This is a genomic window from Pelagerythrobacter marinus, from assembly GCF_009827515.1.
Lineage (GTDB): Bacteria > Pseudomonadota > Alphaproteobacteria > Sphingomonadales > Sphingomonadaceae > Pelagerythrobacter > Pelagerythrobacter marinus.
Genome location: NZ_WTYO01000004.1, coordinates 50418 through 66686, shown reverse-complemented (window position 1 = coordinate 66686; position 16269 = coordinate 50418). Strand labels below are relative to the sequence as shown.

The 16269-nt window shown below is 69.5% G+C and carries 20 protein-coding genes; 8 read left to right on the top strand and 12 right to left on the bottom strand.

Annotation, left to right across the window (positions count from 1 at the left end; all coding sequences use genetic code 11):
• Nucleotides 1-35 precede the first annotated feature (35 nt).
• Both epsC and GRI72_RS09805 read left to right on the top strand, forming a co-directional pair.
• Nucleotides 36-740 (top strand): serine O-acetyltransferase EpsC, encoded by a 705-nt coding sequence (gene epsC / locus GRI72_RS09810; RefSeq protein WP_160733748.1) that lies wholly within the window; start codon nt 36-38, stop codon nt 738-740.
• Entirely contained in the window at nt 740-1108 is a 369-nt protein-coding gene (locus tag GRI72_RS09805; RefSeq protein ID WP_160733747.1) for a DUF2794 domain-containing protein, read from the top strand. Before epsC ends, GRI72_RS09805 begins: the two co-directional genes overlap by 1 nt.
• 91 nt (nt 1109-1199) lie before the next feature.
• Here the strand turns inward: GRI72_RS09805 and GRI72_RS09800 are convergent, their stop codons facing one another.
• Nucleotides 1200-2135 carry an SDR family NAD(P)-dependent oxidoreductase gene (locus GRI72_RS09800; RefSeq protein WP_160733746.1) on the bottom strand — a complete coding sequence of 312 codons (936 nt, stop codon included), beginning with the start codon at nt 2133-2135 and terminating at the stop codon, nt 1200-1202.
• Between the two features lie 153 nt (nt 2136-2288).
• A complete protein-coding gene (locus tag GRI72_RS09795) occupies nt 2289-2972 on the bottom strand; it encodes an HAD family hydrolase (protein ID WP_160733745.1) in 684 nt (227 codons plus the stop codon).
• Between the two features lie 60 nt (nt 2973-3032).
• On the opposite strand from GRI72_RS09795, the gene glmU reads away from it, so the two are divergent.
• The 3 genes from glmU to GRI72_RS09780 are packed head-to-tail and all read left to right on the top strand — an operon-like array spanning nt 3033 to nt 5243.
• Complete coding sequence (glmU, locus tag GRI72_RS09790; RefSeq protein ID WP_160733744.1) at nt 3033-4391, top strand: bifunctional UDP-N-acetylglucosamine diphosphorylase/glucosamine-1-phosphate N-acetyltransferase GlmU; 1359 nt, start codon at nt 3033-3035, stop codon at nt 4389-4391.
• Nucleotides 4388-4951 carry a hypothetical protein gene (locus tag GRI72_RS09785; RefSeq protein WP_160733743.1) on the top strand — a complete coding sequence of 188 codons (564 nt, stop codon included), beginning with the start codon at nt 4388-4390 and terminating at the stop codon, nt 4949-4951. Before glmU ends, GRI72_RS09785 begins: the two co-directional genes overlap by 4 nt.
• Nucleotides 4938-5243, top strand: a complete 306-nt coding sequence (locus GRI72_RS09780) for an HNH endonuclease (RefSeq protein ID WP_160733742.1) — start codon at nt 4938-4940, stop codon at nt 5241-5243. Before GRI72_RS09785 ends, GRI72_RS09780 begins: the two co-directional genes overlap by 14 nt.
• Nucleotides 5244-5287: 44 nt before the next feature.
• Here GRI72_RS09780 and GRI72_RS09775 read toward each other — a convergent pair whose 3' ends face one another.
• From GRI72_RS09775 to GRI72_RS09735, 9 genes are all read right to left on the bottom strand, one after another.
• On the bottom strand, nt 5288-5875 hold the full coding sequence (locus tag GRI72_RS09775) for an SAM-dependent methyltransferase (protein ID WP_160733741.1): 588 nt from the start codon (nt 5873-5875) through the stop codon (nt 5288-5290).
• Between the two features lie 139 nt (nt 5876-6014).
• Nucleotides 6015-6272 (bottom strand): ATP synthase F1 subunit epsilon, encoded by a 258-nt coding sequence (locus GRI72_RS09770; protein WP_129523147.1) that lies wholly within the window; start codon nt 6270-6272, stop codon nt 6015-6017.
• A gap of 3 nt (nt 6273-6275) precedes the next feature.
• Nucleotides 6276-6764 carry a hypothetical protein gene (locus tag GRI72_RS09765; RefSeq protein WP_160733740.1) on the bottom strand — a complete coding sequence of 163 codons (489 nt, stop codon included), beginning with the start codon at nt 6762-6764 and terminating at the stop codon, nt 6276-6278.
• Nucleotides 6765-6825: 61 nt separating this feature from the next.
• Nucleotides 6826-8283 (bottom strand): F0F1 ATP synthase subunit beta, encoded by a 1458-nt coding sequence (gene atpD, locus GRI72_RS09760; RefSeq protein ID WP_160733739.1) that lies wholly within the window; start codon nt 8281-8283, stop codon nt 6826-6828.
• Between the two features lie 22 nt (nt 8284-8305).
• Nucleotides 8306-8656 (bottom strand): MSCRAMM family adhesin, encoded by a 351-nt coding sequence (locus GRI72_RS09755; protein WP_160733738.1) that lies wholly within the window; start codon nt 8654-8656, stop codon nt 8306-8308.
• Between the two features lie 25 nt (nt 8657-8681).
• Nucleotides 8682-9557: a F0F1 ATP synthase subunit gamma gene (locus GRI72_RS09750; RefSeq protein ID WP_160733737.1), complete on the bottom strand. Its 876-nt coding sequence runs from the start codon at nt 9555-9557 to the stop codon at nt 8682-8684.
• Between the two features lie 30 nt (nt 9558-9587).
• Complete coding sequence (atpA, locus tag GRI72_RS09745) at nt 9588-11117, bottom strand: F0F1 ATP synthase subunit alpha (protein ID WP_160733736.1); 1530 nt, start codon at nt 11115-11117, stop codon at nt 9588-9590.
• A 29-nt stretch (nt 11118-11146) separates the two neighbouring features.
• Nucleotides 11147-11701, bottom strand: a complete 555-nt coding sequence (locus tag GRI72_RS09740) for a F0F1 ATP synthase subunit delta (RefSeq protein WP_160733735.1) — start codon at nt 11699-11701, stop codon at nt 11147-11149.
• A gap of 237 nt (nt 11702-11938) precedes the next feature.
• A complete protein-coding gene (locus tag GRI72_RS09735) occupies nt 11939-13480 on the bottom strand; it encodes a S1 family peptidase (protein WP_160733734.1) in 1542 nt (513 codons plus the stop codon).
• Between the two features lie 65 nt (nt 13481-13545).
• Between GRI72_RS09735 and GRI72_RS09730 the strand changes: the two genes are divergently transcribed.
• The 3 genes from GRI72_RS09730 (at nt 13546) to GRI72_RS09720 (ending at nt 15616) form a co-directional block, all read left to right on the top strand.
• Nucleotides 13546-14061 carry a DUF1203 domain-containing protein gene (locus tag GRI72_RS09730; RefSeq protein WP_237487048.1) on the top strand — a complete coding sequence of 172 codons (516 nt, stop codon included), beginning with the start codon at nt 13546-13548 and terminating at the stop codon, nt 14059-14061.
• Nucleotide 14062: 1 nt separating this feature from the next.
• Nucleotides 14063-15100, top strand: coding sequence for a bifunctional DNA-binding transcriptional regulator/O6-methylguanine-DNA methyltransferase Ada (gene ada / locus GRI72_RS09725; RefSeq protein WP_160733971.1), 1038 nt, complete (start codon nt 14063-14065; stop codon nt 15098-15100).
• A gap of 66 nt (nt 15101-15166) precedes the next feature.
• Nucleotides 15167-15616 carry an isocitrate lyase/phosphoenolpyruvate mutase family protein gene (locus GRI72_RS09720; protein WP_237487044.1) on the top strand — a complete coding sequence of 150 codons (450 nt, stop codon included), beginning with the start codon at nt 15167-15169 and terminating at the stop codon, nt 15614-15616.
• A 22-nt stretch (nt 15617-15638) separates the two neighbouring features.
• On the opposite strand, the gene GRI72_RS09715 is transcribed toward GRI72_RS09720, so the two are convergent.
• A complete protein-coding gene (locus GRI72_RS09715; protein WP_160733733.1) occupies nt 15639-16265 on the bottom strand; it encodes a glutathione S-transferase family protein in 627 nt (208 codons plus the stop codon).
• Nucleotides 16266-16269: the final 4 nt, after the last annotated feature.

Genomic DNA, 16269 nt, shown 5'->3' with positions numbered 1-16269 from the left:
TGCCTCGCCGGGCCGGAAATGGGACTATCGGGCCGATGTTCGACCGCCTGCTTGCCTATCTCGACTCGATCCAGGCGCGCGATCCCGCGCCGCGATCGCGCTGGGAGGTGCTGCTCTATCCCGGCGTCCTGGCCGTGGGCCTGCACCGCCTGGCGCACTGGCTGTTCCAGGCGCGGCTCTATTTCCTCGCCCGGCTGGTCAACCACTTCTCGCGCTGGCTGACCGCGATCGACATCCATCCCGGCGCCAGGATCGGCCGCAACCTGTTCATCGACCACGGCTTTACCGTGATCGGCGAAACGGCGGAAATCGGCGATGACGTGACGATTTACCAATGCGTGACGCTGGGCGGGACGAACCCTGCCAACGGCAAGGGGGGCAAGCGCCACCCGACCGTGCGCGACGGGGTGATCATCGGATCGGGCGCGCAGATCATCGGCCCGATCACGCTGGGCGAACGCGCGCGCATCGGCGCCAATGCCGTGGTTACCGACGACGTGCCCGACGGGGCGACGATGATCGGCCTGAAAGCCCGCTCCACCCTCGTCCCGGCGGAGGAATGGCTGCGCGAGTTCATCCCCTACGGCACCCCGTGCGACGAACCTTGCGAGGAAATCGGCGCGAACGGCGCCGGCCGCATGGCCGAACTGGAACGCCAGGTGGCTGACCTGCGGGCCGAGCTGGACCAGCTGCGCGCAGGCGGGGGCGAGCCTGCCCGGCGCAGCGGGACGGACAGCTGATGGCGCCGCCGGGGGCAGGGGGCGCGGCCCCTGCCAATATCGTCGCCTTTCCCGGGCGCCAGCCGAACCAGGTGGCGTTCCACCGCGACGAGCTGCAGCGGATACTCGACCTCTATGGCCGCATGGTCGCCGCCGGCCAGTGGCGCGACTACGCGATGGATTTCGCGCGCGATGCCGCGACCTTCGCAGCCTTTCGCCGCGCGACCGAGCGCCCGCAGGCGCGGATCGAGAAACGCCCCGCGCTGCGTAACCGGCAGGGGATGTGGACCCTGTTCGGCGAACACGGCCAGGTGCTGAAGCGCGGTCACGAGCTGGCCGGCGTGCTCGCGCCGATCGAGCGCAAGCTGCTCAAGCCCGTTTCCGGCTGACCTGCGCCCGCGCAGCGGCGCGGGCGGCGAAAGTCGCGGCGACGGGCGCACCTGCCGGCCAGCGCCCGTCGCCGATCTTCGCGAGAAGCGGTTACCCGCGGGCGGAGGAGGGGGCCGCGTCGCCGCCCAGAACGCCCTGCATCGCCTTGAGGATCGCGCCCGACTGTTCGGAGCCGGACTGCGGGGCCTGGAGGTTGTTCATGCCCGAGATCCTGTCCCAGTTTGCGGCGAAACCTTCGACGGTCCGCTCGTCTTCCTTCAGCCAGACGGCGTCGTTCATCACGACCCAGGCCGAGTGGAACCCGCCGGCGCCCGCGCCGACGATGGCATTGGTCGGGGCATCCTCGCTCACCAGGAAGAGCGCGGCGGGGACCACGTTGACCGGGTCGAACAGCTTGAACGCCTCTTCGGGGAAGAGATCTTCGGTCATGCGCGTCCCGGCAACCGGGCTGAGCGTGTTGACCTTGATGTTGTACTTCGCGCCTTCGAGCTGAAGCGTCTTGGTGAGGCCGGCCAGGCCCAGCTTGGCCGCGCCGTAGTTGGCCTGGCCGAAGTTGCCGAACAGGCCGGTGGAGGACGCGGTCATCAGCACGCGGCCATAGGCCTGCTCGCGGAAGGTTTCCCAGCAGGCCTTGGTCGCGAAGGCGGAACCGGTCAGGTGGACCTTGACCACGAATTCGAAATCGGCCGGGTCCATCTTGGCGAAGGTCTTGTCGCGCAGGACGCCCGCGTTGTTGATCAGCACGTGCACGCCGCCCCACTTCTGCTTGGCGTCGGCGACCATCTTTTCCATCTGTTCGTATTCGGTCACCGATCCGCCGTTCGCCATCGCGGTGCCGCCGGCCTTCTCGATTTCCTCGACCACCTGGGCTGCCGCGTCGGACGACCCGGTGCCGTCGCGCGATCCGCCCAGGTCGTTGACGACGACTTTCGCCCCGCGCCGCGCCAGCTCCAGCGCATATTCGCGGCCCAGCCCGCCGCCGGCGCCGGTGACGATCGCGACCTTGTCCTTGAAATCGATGCTCATGAGCTCTCTCTCCTGTGCAACAGCCCTCGCGGGCCTTACGTTTGCGTCAATCTGGCGCGGGGTGGCAGGTTCCGCGCGGCGATGCAACCGTGTCCGCGGCAGAGCGTGTTGCCGTAGGGTCACCGGCCGCAGCGGGCCGCCGGCGCGGCCGGGTCAGAGCGCTTCCAGCGCCGGGATCAGCTCCGCGAACGAATCGATCATCGCGTCTGCGCCCAGTTCCTCGCGCGGGAGATCGCAATAGCCGTAACAGGCCGCGACCACCGGCACCCCCGCCGCGCGCGCCGCGCGCACGTCGTAGGAACTGTCGCCGACGTAGGCCATGCGCCCGCCGCCGCAGCACGCGCGCGCTTCCAGAATCGGGTCGGGCGCGGGCTTGGCCCGCCGCCGCCCCGCCGCATCGCGGCCCAGGCTGTCGCCCCCGATCACGCAGTCGAACCGGTCGGCAAGGCCCAGCGCCCCCAGGATATCGCGGGCGAAGCCTCCGAACTTGTTGGTCACCACCCCCACGCGCACGCCGCGCGCGGCCAGTTCGTCCAGCACCTCGACCGCGCCGGGATAGGGGCGCGTGTGGACCGCGCTGTTGGCACCGTAGAAGGCCAGCATCTTCTTGTAGAGCGCGTGAAAATCGTCGTCCGCCATGCCGCCCTGGTCGTCGATCGCGCGCCGTAGCATGATCTTGGCGCCGCCGCCGATCAGGTCCTTCGCGCTGTCCGCCGGGGCGACTTCGAACCCGCCCAGCGCCAGCGCGTGGTTCACCGCCGCGCCGAGATCGCGATGCGTTTCGAGGAGCGTGCCGTCGAGATCGAAGCCGACGACGTCGAAAGGAAAATCCGCCATGGCGGGCGGGGTGGCGCAAGGTTCTTCAAACCGCAAGCGTTTGCTGGCAAGGGGCAGGGCATGAGAGAGTTTGCAACGGTCATCCTTGCCGCGGGCAAGGGCACGCGCATGAAGTCGGGCCTGCACAAGGTCCTCCACCCGATCGCCGGGCGGCCGATGATCGATCACCTGATGGCCTCCGCGGCGGAGCTGGGGCCGGCGCGCACGGTCGTCGTCGTCGGCAGCGGGCGCGACCAGCTGGAAAGCGCGCTGGCCGGGCGGGCCGAGACCTGCCTGCAGGAACCGCAGCTGGGCACCGGCCACGCGGTGCAGCAGGCGCAGGGTAGCCTCGACGGGTTCGAGGGCGATGTCCTGATCCTTTACGGCGACGTGCCTTTCGTGCGGGCGGAGACGATGCGCGCCATGCTCGACCGGCTCCATGCCGACGATGCGCCGGCGGTCGTCGTCCTCGGGTTCGAACCCGTCGATGCCCTGCAATACGGCCGCGTGATCGCCGACGCGGATGGCCGGATCGAGAAGATGGTCGAGCACAAGGACGCGACCGAGGCGGAGCGGGCCTGCCGCCTGTGCAATTCGGGCCTGATGGCCGCGCGGGCCGCCGACATGTTCGACCTGCTCGGGCGGGTCGGCAACGACAACAGCCAGGGCGAATACTACCTGGTCGACGTGGTCAACGTCGCCCGCGAGGACGGGCGCCACAGCGCGGTGGTCGTGACCGACCGGCCGGACGAAGTGGCCGGCATCAACAGCCGCGCCGAGCTGGCGCGGGCCGAGGCGCAGTGGCAGGAAATGAAGCGCGAGGAGGCAATGGCGAACGGCGCCTCGCTCCGCGCGCCCGAAACGGTGTTCTTCAGCTACGATACCGAGATCGGCCGCGACGTGACGATCGAACCCAACGTCGTGTTCGGCCCGGGCGCGAAAGTCGCCGACGGCACCACGATCCGCGCCTTCAGCCATATCGAGGGGGCGGAGATCGGCCCCGGCTGCGAGGTCGGCCCCTATGCCCGCCTGCGCCCCGGCGCGGTGATGGAAAGGGGGAGCAAGGTCGGCAACTTCGTCGAGATGAAGAAGGCCGTGCTGGGCGAAGGGGCCAAGGCCAATCACCTGACCTACCTTGGCGATGCCGAAGTGGGGGCGGGCGCCAATATCGGCGCCGGCACGATCACCTGCAATTACGACGGCTATTTCAAGTACAAGACCGTGATCGGCCCGCGCGCCTTCATCGGCAGCAACAGCGCGCTGATTGCCCCGGTGCGGATCGGGGCCGACGCGATCGTCGCCGCCGGCAGCGCGGTGAGCCGCGACGTCGACGACGGTGAACTGCGCATGGTGCGCGCCGAACAGCTGGTGAAGCCGGGCTGGGCCGACCGCTTCCACGATACGATGAAGAAGAAGAAGAAGGCAGGCGAGGGCAAGTGATCCGCCTGCCGGCCCTGCTCGCGCTGCCGGCCCTCGCGGCCTGTGGCGGCGCGGGCCAGGGCGAGCGGGTCGAACCGGCCCCGGCGCTGGCCGCGCGCTGCGGGGCGCAGGCCGAACCGATATTCCACTGCACGGTGGCGGACGGGCGCGTGCTCTCCGTCTGCGTGGCCACCGGCGACGGCGGCGTGCCCCGGGTCCGCTATTCCTTCGGGCGGGGCGCCGCGCACCTCGTCCTTCCCACGCCCGAGGGGCCGCCCCCGCGCTTTGCCACCGTGCCCTATTCGGGGGGCGGGGAGGCGCAGATCGCGTTCGACGACGGCCCCTGGCGCCATGTCGTCTTCAGCCGCATGGTGCGGACCAATTTCACCGCGGGGGAGCCCAATTATCCCGCGATCCGCGACGGCCTCGTCGTCCTGCGCGAAGGGCGGTTCGCGCAGATGCATGTGTGCCAGGGGGGCGCGGCCGACCTGCCCATCCAGTACGAGGCGGCCGGGCGCGCGATGACGCGCGAGGACGAGCTGTTCACCGAAGAGACGGCGCGCGCCGATGCCGGGGGATGACGAGGGCGCGACCTGCTGGCTTTGCCACCGTGCGATCGCGAGCCGCGTCCAGTGGCATCACCCGGTGCCCAGGGCCAGGAAAGGGCGGGCGACCGTTCCCGTCCACCCGATCTGCCACCGCACGATCCATGCCCATTTCACCAATGCCCAGCTGGCCCGCATCGGCGACGACCGCGACCGGCTGGTGCGCGAGCCGGCCGTGGCGCGGTTCCTCGAATGGATTGCCGACAAGCCGCCCGACTTCCATGCCCCGACGCGCGGCGGCCCGGTGCGTGGCGGACGCCGGCGTTGATGGGGCGCGCCAGGGCGTTTCGCTGCAACCTCGCTTGAAAGCTCTCAATCGACCCCGCCGAAGCCGGGGATGAAGGTTTCGGGCACGGTCCACTTGTAGACCGGCCGGTTGGCCACGATCCGTTTCTCGTCCGGGGGCCAGTCGCCCATGGCGAAATCGTGGCTGACCACGCGGTCGCCGGGCTCCAGTTGTTCGAGCAACTGCGGGCGCAGGCGCAGGTTCAGCGTGTCGCCGAGATAGAGCGTGACGACGTCCGCGTCGGAAAAGTCGGTTGCGAACAGGTCCGCCTCGCGAAACTCGACGAGGTGCGCGACACCCGCGGCCTTCGCATTGGCGCGCGCCTCGCGCACCAGGCGCGGATCGATCTCGATCCCCACCGCGCGCACGCCGAACTGGCGCGCGGCGGCGATCGGGATGCGCCCGTCGCCGGACCCGAGATCGTAGAGCACGTCCCCTTCCTCGATCGCGGCCATGTCCAGCATGGCATCGACCACCGGCTCGGGCGTGGGCACGTAATGGATATCAACCCGCGGCCCGCAGCCCGCCAGCACGGCGGCGGCCACGGCCAGCAGCGCGGCGACGACCGGGGCCAGGGCCCGGCGCGCGCGGAGGGCAGGGAATCGGGCGATCATCGGCCCCTGGGATGACGGGTTCGAAGTGACGTCACGCTGAATGGCCGCCTCAGGGTGCAATACGGCCGGGCCGGCCCCCGGCCACGAAAAAGGGCGGCCCTCGCGAGCCGCCCCTCCATCTCGCGCCGGTGCGACGGGCTCAGCCCTCGACATGCTCGGCAAGGACGGTGAGGCCGTTCTCGCCCACTTCGGCAAAGCCGCCGCGCACCTGGATTTCCTCGGGCGCGGCGCCTTCGGTCTTGTAGACCTGGACCGCGCCGTCGCGGATCGTGGACATGAAGGGGGCATGCCCTTCAAGCACGCCGAATTCCCCCTCCGCGCCGGGGACGACGACCATGTGGACGTCTTCGCTGCGGACGAGCTTGGCGGGAGTCACGAGTTCGAAATGCAGTGCCATCGTTCAACTTTCTTTCACACGGACGACCAGGGTGCCGCCATTCGCCTCGGCGGTCGCCACTGTCTCGCCCTTTTCCACGCTCCGGTAAACCGCGACCGGGGCCGGGCCCTTGCCGGCGGCTTCGGCCCGTTCGCGCGCGCCGCCTTTCCGCACGCCGACCTTGGCGTAATAATCACCCACCGCGTCCAGCGCGTCGTCGGCGTCCATTTCGGGCAGCATGACGCGGCAGCGCGGCGTTCCGGCCTCCTCGTCCAGCTCGACCGCGACCAGACGGGCGCCGTCGTGCTGCATCCGGATCAGGTAGTCGCCGGGGGCGGGGGACACGACGAAACCGTGATCGGTCCAGTAACGCAGGAAGGCGGGATCGACCGCGCCGTCCTGCCCCAGGGCTTCGCCCGCCAGGAAAGTCGGGCAAAGCTCGCTCAACGCGGGGCCGAGCGCGTCGGGCTTGGCCGCCTGTGCCGTGCCCGCCACGCCTGCGCCCGTTGCCACGAAGAGGGCGAACGGAAGAAGGCGGAAGGCGGGCATGGCGGTCGGTCCGGCGATCGGGCGATCAGGCCTCGTCGGCCAGCTTCTTCGCCTTGGCGACCGCCTGGTCGATGCCGCCGACCATGTAGAAGGCGGCTTCGGGCAGGTGGTCGTACTCGCCTTCGACGACGGCCTTGAACGACTTGATCGTGTCTTCCAGCTGCACGAACTCGCCCGGGATGTTGGTGAACACCTCGGCCACGTGGAACGGCTGCGACAGGAAGCGCTGGATCTTGCGCGCGCGGGCGACGGTCAGCTTGTCCTCTTCCGACAGCTCGTCCATGCCCAGGATGGCGATGATGTCCTGCAGGCTCTTGTACTTCTGCAGCGTTTCCTGGACCTTGCGCGCCGTTTCGTAGTGCTCCTGGCCCACGACGCGCGGTTCGAGAACACGCGAAGTCGAATCGAGCGGGTCCACCGCCGGGTAGATGCCCAGTTCGGAAATCGCGCGGCTCAGCGTGGTGGTCGCGTCGAGGTGGGCGAACGAGGTGGCCGGGGCCGGGTCGGTAAGGTCGTCGGCGGGAACGTAGATCGCCTGGACCGAGGTGATCGAGCCCTTGGTGGTCGAGGTGATGCGTTCCTGCAGGTTGCCCATGTCGGTCGACAGCGTCGGCTGGTAGCCCACGGCCGAGGGAATGCGGCCGAGCAGCGCCGACACTTCCGAACCCGCCTGGGTGAAGCGGAAGATGTTGTCGACGAAGAACAGCACGTCCTGCCCTTCCTGGTCGCGGAAGTATTCCGCCATCGTCAGGCCGGAGAGGGCGACGCGGGCACGGGCGCCCGGCGGCTCGTTCATCTGGCCGAAGACGAGCGCCACCTTCGATCCGTCCGAAGTGGCATTGCCTTCGGCGTCCTTGGCGATGACGCCGGCGTCGAGGAACTCGTGATAGAGGTCGTTGCCTTCGCGGGTACGCTCACCCACGCCGGCGAAGACCGACACGCCGCCGTGGCCCTTCGCGATGTTGTTGATCAGTTCCTGGATCAGCACGGTCTTGCCCACGCCGGCGCCGCCGAACAGGCCGATCTTGCCGCCCTTGGCGTAAGGGGCGAGAAGGTCGATGACCTTGATCCCGGTGACGAGGATGGCCGCCTCGGTCGACTGGTCGACGAACTCGGGGGCCTCGGCGTGGATCGGCGCGGTCTGCTCGGCACCGATGGGGCCGCGCTCGTCGATCGGTTCGCCGACGACGTTCATGATGCGGCCGAGCGTCTTCGGGCCGACCGGGACCGAGATCTGCGCGCCGGTGCTGATCACTTCCTGCCCGCGGACGAGACCGTCGGTGCCGTCCATCGCGATCGTGCGGACGGTGTTCTCGCCGAGGTGCTGCGCGACCTCCAGCACCAGCGTGCTGTCGCCGTTCTTCGTTTCGAGCGCGGTGAGAATCGCCGGCAGTTCGCCTTCGAAGGTCACGTCGACGACGGCGCCGATGACCTGGCTGATCGTGCCGTTGGTTGCCTGGTTGAGTACGGGTGCGGTGGCCATGATGCTATGTCCTGCCTTGCAGTTATTCGGCGCCGGGAGCGCAGATCGAAGCGGGGTCGGCGAGCGTCCATTCCCCGTCGCCGGGGGTCAGGGTCGCCTTGTTGCGGAGGTACGAATCTTCGCCGAGGCCATATTCGCAGATGACGTCGCTGGAGCCGAAGCCCGCGCGCTTGCACACGGCGGTGTTGACCGGCTTCAGTTCGGGGCACGCCTCTGCCAGCAGGCCGGAGAACAGTTCCTGGTCCGGGGCCGGGAGCGAGGGTTCCGGGGCCGGTTCGGGCGTCTGCACCGGTGCGGGCTCGGGCGCAGGCTCTTCGCCGCAGGCGGCGAGGGAGAGGGCGAGGGCGGGGACGAAAAGTGCGATCTTCTTCACGATTGATATTCCGGTAGCTGGGGGCTCAGAGCGCTTCCGCGCCGGCGATGATTTCGATGAGCTCGGTGGTGATGGCGGCCTGGCGGCTGCGGTTGTACTGGATGGTGAGCTTGTTGATCAGCTCGCCCGCGTTGCGCGTCGCGTTGTCCATCGCGGTCATCGACGCGCCCTGCTCGGAAGCGGCGATTTCCAGCAGCGCGCCGAACACCTGCGTCTTCACGTAACGCGGCAGCAGTTCCTCGAGGATCGCTTCCTCGTCGGGCTCGTACTCGACGACCGCGTCGCCGCCGGTGCCCGCTTCGCCCTGGGGGGCGGGGACGGGGATCAGCTGCTGCACCGTCGGGTCCTGCGCCAGCGCGGACTTGAAGATCGGGTAGACGAGGTGCGCGACGTCGAACTTGCCCGCTTCGAACAGCTCGACCAGTTCGTCCGCGATCGCCTCGGCTTCCTCGAAGCCGGGGTTGCGCACGGTGCTGGTGTCGAACTGCTGCCCGATCCGGTCGGCATGGTCGCGCTTGATCGGGGCGCGGCCTTTCTTGCCGACGAGGTAGAACTGCACGTCCTTGCCCTCGGCGATCAGCGCGCGCGCCTTGGCCTTGGCAGCCTTGACGATATTGGCGTTGAGGCCGCCGCACAGGCCCTTGTCGGTATTGACCACGACCAGCAGGTGCCGCTGGTCCGAGCCGGTGCCCGCCAGGAGACGGGGCGCGCTGTCGCCGCCGACTTTGCCGGCGAGCGATGCCATGACCGCGGAAAGACGCTCGGCATAAGGGCGCGCAGCCTCGGCCGCGGCCTGTGCCTTGCGCAGCTTCGCCGCGGCGACCATCTGCTTGGCCTTGGTGATCTTCTGGGTCGACTTGACCGAGTTGATCCGGCCCTTGAGTTCTTTCAGCGAGGCCATTTCGGCTCCCTAGCTAGTGTCTCGCGGGGCTCAGGCGAACTGCTTGGCGAACGTGTCGAGCGCGGCGACCGTGCGGGCCTTCACGTCGTCTTCGAACTTGCCGCTTTCGCGGATGTCCTTGAGCACGTCGGCGTGTTCGCTGCGCATGTAGCTGAGCATGGCCGCCTCGTACTCGGTCACGCGTTCGACCGCGACGCTGTCGAGATAGCCGTTGGTGCCGGCGAAGATCGACACGGTCTGCTCCTCGAACGGCATCGGCGAGAACTGCGGCTGCTTGAGCAGCTCGGTCAGGCGCGCGCCGCGGTTGAGCAGCTTCTGCGTGGCGGCGTCGAGGTCCGAGCCGAACTGCGCGAAGGCCGCCATCTCGCGGTACTGCGCCAGCTCCAGCTTGATCGAGCCGGAGACCTTCTTCATCGCCTTCGTCTGGGCGGCGCCGCCGACGCGGCTGACCGAGAGGCCGACGTTGATGGCCGGGCGGATGCCCTGGTAGAACAGGCCGGTTTCGAGGAAGATCTGCCCGTCGGTGATCGAGATCACGTTGGTCGGGATATAGGCCGAAACGTCGCCCGCCTGGGTTTCGATGATCGGCAGCGCGGTCAGCGATCCGCCGCCGTTCGCCTGGCTCATCTTGGCCGCGCGCTCGAGCAGGCGGCTGTGGAGGTAGAACACGTCGCCCGGATAGGCTTCGCGGCCCGGCGGGCGGCGCAGGAGGAGCGACATCTGGCGATAGGCGACGGCCTGCTTCGAAAGGTCGTCGTAAACGATCACGGCGTGCATGCCGTTGTCGCGGAAGAACTCGCCCATCGCGCAGCCGGTGTAGGGCGCGAGGTACTGCAGCGGGGCCGGCTCGGACGCGGTCGCGGCGACCACGATCGAGTATTCCATCGCGCCGTTTTCTTCGAGCTGGCGGACGATCTGCGCCACGGTCGAGCGCTTCTGGCCCACGGCGACGTAGATGCAGTAGAGCTTCTTCGATTCGTCGTCGCCGGCGTTGACTTCCTTCTGGTTGATGAAGGTGTCGATCGCGACGGCGGACTTGCCGGTCTGGCGGTCGCCGATGATCAGCTCGCGCTGGCCGCGGCCGACGGGCACGAGCGCGTCGATCGCCTTGAGGCCGGTCTGCACCGGTTCGGAAACCGATTCGCGCGGGATGATGCCCGGGGCCTTCACCTCGACCCGGCGGCGCTCGGTCGTCTCGATCGGGCCCTTGCCGTCGATCGGGTTGCCCAGCGCGTCGACCACGCGGCCCAGCAGGCCCTTGCCGACCGGAACGTCCACGATCGTCTCGGTCCGCTTGACGCTGTCGCCTTCCTTGATCTCCGCGTCGGAGCCGAAGATCACGACGCCGACGTTGTCGGCTTCGAGGTTCAGGGCCATGCCCTGCACGCCGTTGGCGAATTCGACCATCTCGCCGGCCTGGACCTTGTCGAGGCCGTGGATGCGGGCGATGCCGTCACCGACCGAAAGGACGGAGCCGACTTCGCTGACTTCGGCCTCGGTGCCGAAGTTGGCGATCTGGTCCTTGATGACCTTGGAGATTTCTGCGGCGCGGATTTCCATGTGCGTGTCTTCCTTCGAGCCTTGTGGCGTCAGCCCTTCATGGCGTGGGCGAGAGAATTGAGGCGGGTGCGGATCGAACCGTCGATGCGCTTCGAACCGATGGTGACGACGAGCCCGCCCAGGAGATCGGGATCGACCTTCGCGTCGAGCTTGACCGTGCGGCCTTCGCGCGCGGTCAGTTTTTCCTTGAGCGCGGCGAGCTGCGCGTCGGTGAGCGCGTGGGCGCTGGCGACTTCGGCCGATACCTCGCCCCGCTGGGCGGCGGCGATGGCGCGGAAGGCGCGGACGATCGCGGGAAGGGCGCCCAGCCGGCGATTGGCGGCGAGCACGCCGAGGAAATTGCCGGTCAGGTCGGACAGGCCGAGCAACCGGGCCACGCCCTCCATGGCCGCGCCCTGCGCCTTGCGGCTCAGTTCGGGATTGGTCGTCACGGCGCGCATGTCGGCCGATTCGGCCAGGGCGGCGGAAAGCTTCTCCAGGTCCGATTCGACCGCAGTGACCGTGCCCTTTTCGGCGGCCAGATCGAACAGGGCCGAAGCATAGCGCCCTGGCAGGCTAGCCTGAATACCGGCGGAAATCTCCACGCGTCTCTCGTCCTTTGAAGGTCCGGAAAATAGCGGTGCATCGCCCATGCCGATGCGGGCGGAACGAGCCACCCCGGCAAGGCTGGCGCGCGACTAGCACCCGGTTTCCTACTATGCAACCCGCCCGATGCAGCGCGCGCGGCCCGGGGGGGGCGGATTTGCCCCTGTCGCGCCGGTGCGATGCACGGGCATCGGCCCGGCCGCGTGCGATCGCGCGCAACCGCCGCCGGGCGCCCGTCACTCGGCGGCCTTGCAGGAATAGACCAGCCGCTCGTTCGGCGCCTGGGGGAGGAGCGCGACGACGCCCGATTGCAGGTCGCCGAGCCGCGCGGCCGCCCCCACGGCATCGCAGGCGGGCGGCGAATATTCGCCCCGTGCGGCGCGGGCCGCGGCCATTTCCGCCCGGCCGAGCAGGTAGCGGTCGGTGCGGAAGGTGCCGCTCGCGGGGTCGAAGCGGTTGACGGACACGGCCTGTTCCTCGTTCGGCACGAAGACGCGCGACCACTCGCCGCCGGCAAAGCCGTATTGCGTGCGGCCGTTGACGCAGCCGTCCTCGCGCCAGGCGAACTCCAGCTCGCGGTCGGGCGCGCCGACCACGCGGCTGCGGGCCAGGTCCAGGGTGCAGGTGAGCAGGCCCTCGCCGGTGCCGCCGGCCCCAGGCGCCTCGGGGTCCGCCTCGGCCTCGCCCATGGCGGCGGCGACGCGGCGTTCCACTTCGTCGAGCCCGGGGCGGGTGAGCCACAGCGCCAGTGCGGCGATCGCGGCCACGAGCGCGACCGTGCCGGCGATCATCATGCGCCGTTCGCCGCCTTCGCCCGCCTGCCGGGCCTGCCAGGCGAGGGCCAGGCCGCCCGCCGCGACGAGGGCGAGGACGAAGGCCAGCGCCATCGCGTTCTCGCGGTCGATCCGGACCGATTCGCGCGCCTCGTCCTCCGCCCGCTCGCGGCGTTCGCGCGCTTCCTGCGCGCGGGCGGCCATTTCGCGGCGCGCCTGGGCCTGCTGCCGTTCCAGTCGCGCGCGTTCGGCCGCGTCGAGTTCCTCCAGGCTGCGGCAGGGCAGGTCGGCGACGCGGGCATCGACATCGTTCGCGCGCAGGAACGGCAGCAGCTCGCGGGTCGAAACGGCGAAGTAGAACTCGCCGTCCGAACCGCCCGAATCGGTGCCGAAGCTGTTGACCCCGATAACCCGCCCGCACCCGTCGAGCAGCGGCCCGCCGGAATTGCCGCGCGCGATCGGCGCGGTGTGCAGGATCGTGTCGAACAGGCGGCTGGGCCGCTGGCCGGACAGGAAGCCGCGGCTCTTCACCGGTGGCTGCGAACGGAAGATGTCGCCCATGTCGAGCCCCTGGGCGCGATCGACGTTCATCGGGTAACCGACGGCGGAAACCTGCCCGTCGCGCATCGGCCCGGCCGCTATCGTCAGCGGGGGCAGGCGAAGCGTGCCGGTGATTTCCACCAGGGCAAGGTCGTTGGCCGGGCTGACCGCGACCGCGCGGGCATAGTCGGCCGCCTCGCCGCCTTCGCTGGGCACGATCCCGATTCGCAGCGTGTCGTCCTGCAGCGCCTCGCGCACGACGTGGGCGTTGGTGACGATCCGGCGCGGCGCGACGGCAAACCCCGTCCCGTGGCTGACGGGGAAGACTTCCTGCCCGTCGGTGCCCATGATCACCACCCGCACGACCCCGCGCGCGGCGGCGTCGATGTCGGCTGGGTCGGCCTGCGCCGCCGGGGGCAGGACCAGCGCGAACAGCGCGGCGAGAAGGCAGGACAGGCGCGTCATCGGGCGACATCTAGGCGAGGGCCGCTTTTGACCGCAAGCGGCGGGATGCGGCTGTCCGCGAGCCGATGCATAGCGAGCGGGCAATCGAACAGGAGCGGTTTCTCATGACATATCGCATTCGCGGGCTCGACCCCGCACAGTTTGCGGATCGTTTCGCAATGGATGGGGACGCGCTGGCCGCAACGCTTTCGCAGCGGCTGACCGCGCGGCCCGAAGGCTACTATGCCTGCCGGGTGAGCCTGCAGGAAGCGGCACCGGGCGAGGAGGTGCTGCTGACCAATTTCACCCATCACGATCCGGCCAACCCCTATCGCAGCGCCTTTGCCATCTACGTGCGCAGGGATGCCGATGAACCGGCGGAGTTCGTGGACAGCCTCCCCCCGGTGCTGCGCCGCCGCCCGATCGCGCTGCGCGGCTATACCGCGGACGGGTGCCTGCACCGGGCCTCGCTGGCGCTGGCGGACGACGTCGACGCCGCGATACGCGCTTTGCTCGAAGACCCGGACATCGCCTATATCGATGCCCACAACGCCGCGCATGGCTGTTTCGCAGCGCGTGTCGAACGGTATCGAGGGCTGTGAGATGGTGAGCGACGATCATGCCTGGGCCGCGGTCAAGCGGCGCGACAGGAGCTTCGACGGTCGCTTCGTGACCGGGGTGCTTTCGACCGGCATCTATTGCCGCCCGTCCTGCGCCGCGCGCCATCCCCGGCGCGAGAACGTCCGCTTCTTCGCCAGCGGGGCGGAGGCGCGCCGGGCCGGCCTGCGCGCCTGCAAGCGCTGCCTGCCCGACGACGTCGCGCGCGACGAAGCGGCGGTGGCTGCCGCGATCGACGAGATCCGGCAGGCCGTCGGCGATGCCGCGGGCCCGCCCTCGCTCGATAGCCTGGCGCAGCTCACCGGCTATTCGCCGGGCCACTTCCAGCGGGTGTTCAAGCGCGCGATCGGCCTGTCGCCGGCTGCTTACGCCCGCGCCTTGCGCGACGAGCGCGTCCGCGACGCCTTGAGCGAGGGGGAAAGCGTGACCGGCGCGATTTACGACGCGGGCTTTTCCGCCCCTTCGCGGTTCTACGATTCGACCGGGGGGAGACTGGGCATGACGGCGAGCGCGTGGGTCAACGGCGGGGCGGGGGTGACGATCCGCTGGGCCCTGGTCGAAACGACGCTGGGGCCGATGCTGGTCGCCGCGACGGACAAGGGCGTGTGCCGCCTGTCGTTCGGCGAAGGCGAGGACGACTTGCGCCGGCGTTTCCCCAATGCCGACCTGGTCGAAGGCGGCGGGGCTTTCGCCGGGCTGCTGGCGGATGTCGTGGCGACGGTCGAATCGCCCGGCGATTTCGCCCACATCCCGCTCGACGTGAAAGGCACCGCCTTCCAGGAAGCGTGCTGGAAGGCGCTGCGCGAGATCCCGCCGGGGGAAACGCGCACTTACGCCGATATCGCCGCGGCGGCGGGCAATCCGAAGGCCGTGCGCGCCGCGGGCAGCGCCAATGCGCGCAACAATGTCGCCATCCTGATCCCCTGCCACCGCGTGGTCCGGTCCGATGGCGACCTGGGCGGCTATGCCTATGGGCAGGACATCAAGCGGGAACTGCTCAAACGCGAAGGAGCGAAGACATGAGCAAGATCGACGAACTGCGCGGCCTGCATGTTCCCGGCGATCCGCTGGTGCTGTTCAACGTCTGGGATGCCGGGTCCGCCCGCGTCGTGGCAAGGGCCGGGGCAGGACGCGCTCGTACCCGTCGCGCAGCAGGCCGAGCGCCTGGCCGCCGCCGCATCCAGCGGCGTCTTCGTCAATGCCCGCTGCGACGTGTTCCGGGGCCGGGACGTGGCCAGCGAAGGGGATGCGCTGGTCGCCGCAACGCTCAACCGTGCGCGCGCTTACGCCGATGCCGGCGCGGGCGGCCTGTTCGTGCCCTTCCTTTCCGATGCCGGCTGCATTGCCGCGATCTGCGAGGCATCGCCGCTCCCGGTCAATATCCTGTGGTCACCGGCCTGCGGCGACCGGGCCGCGCTGGCCCGGCTCGGCGTGGCGCGGATCAGCCACGGGCACCAGCCCTGGGAAGCCGCGATGGCCATGCTGGAGCGCGAGGCGCAGACCGTCCTTGCCGGGGGAACGCCCGGCTACGCGGCCTAGGGCCGGCGTTACTGAAGCGGCCCTAGTCCAGCCGCGGCGCCATGCCCGGTTCGCACTTCTCCATCGCGCGGCGATAGGCCTCGCGCCGGCCGATGCGCTGGAGGTAACCGGCGATATTGGGATAGGGGTCGAGGCTCGTCCCGCCGAACGTGCGCGCGGTGGTGAGGTTGAAACCCATCATGATGTCGGCCGTGGTCAGCTGCGACCCACCGAAGAACTCCGCCTCTCCCAGCCGCGCCTCGGCCAGGGCCCAGGCCTTCGCCGTCCGGCCGGTCACGAACTCGGGCACTTCGCCCATGCGCCCGGTGACGAGCGCCATCATGCCGTTGGTCATGAACGTGGCATTGGCGAAGTGGAACCAGAACAGGTGCTCGGCAAAGTCCGGGTGGTCGGGGCCCGGCGACAGCTTCGCCCCGCCGTACTTGCGGTCGAGGTAGTCGCAGATCGCCCCGCTTTCGCCCAGCGCCAGGTCGCCATCGGTGATGACCGGGGCAATGCCCATCGGGTGCAGCGCCTTGTACTCGTCGGGCGCGAGGTTGTTGTCTTCGCGCCGGGCATAGAGGCGCAGCGCATAGTCCAGCCCCAGCTCCTCGCACAGCCAGGCGACCCGCTCCGACTGCGAGATGCGAAGGTGATGAACGGTCAGCATGGGG